This is a genomic window from Paraburkholderia sp. RL18-101-BIB-B, from assembly GCF_046026985.1.
Lineage (GTDB): Bacteria > Pseudomonadota > Gammaproteobacteria > Burkholderiales > Burkholderiaceae > Paraburkholderia.
In genome coordinates, this window is the sequence record NZ_JARESV010000178.1 from 1 (window position 1) to 767 (window position 767).

At 66.1% G+C, this 767-nt stretch carries 1 protein-coding gene; it reads right to left on the minus strand.

All coding sequences use genetic code 11. The annotated features are described in order from the left end of the window. The coding region (locus P0D73_RS46580) for a malic enzyme-like NAD(P)-binding protein (RefSeq protein WP_408436488.1) at positions 1-767 on the minus strand (767 nt) is incomplete at both ends.

Genomic DNA, 767 nt, shown 5'->3' on the forward strand with positions numbered 1-767 from the left:
TTGGCCAGCGCCAGAATCAGCGGCTTGTCCGCCATCTGCCTGACCATGTCCTGCTTGAGCACGCCGCCCGCCGACAGCCCCAGGAAAACGTCCGCGCCGCCGATGGCTTCGGCCAGCGTGCGGGCATCGGTTTCACGCGCGAAGCGCTCCTTGTCCGGGTCCATCAGTTCGACGCGGCCCTTGTAGACCACGCCGGCCAGATCGGTGACGGTGATGTTCTCGAGCGGCAGGCCGATGTCGACCAGCAGGTCCAGACAGGCCAGCGCCGCGGCGCCCGCGCCCGAGGACACCAGCTTGACCTCCTTGATGTCCTTGCCGACCACCTTCAGACCGTTGGTGATGGCCGCCGCGACGACGATGGCCGTACCGTGCTGGTCGTCGTGGAAGACCGGAATCTTCATGCGCTTGCGGCATTCGCGTTCGACGATGAAGCAGTCCGGCGCCTTGATGTCCTCGAGGTTGATGCCGCCGAAGGTCGGCTCCAGCGCCGCGATCACATCCACCAGCTTGTGCGGGTCGGACTCGTTCAGCTCGATATCGAACACGTCGATGCCGGCGAACTTCTTGAACAGCACGGCCTTGCCTTCCATGACCGGCTTCGAGGCGAGCGGGCCGATGTTGCCCAGACCCAGCACCGCGGTGCCGTTCGTGACGACGCCGACCAGGTTGCTGCGCGCGGTGAAGCGCGCGGCGTTCAACGGGTTCTCGACGATTTCCTCGCACGCGAACGCGACGCCAGGCGAATACGCCAGCGCGAGGTCGCGCTG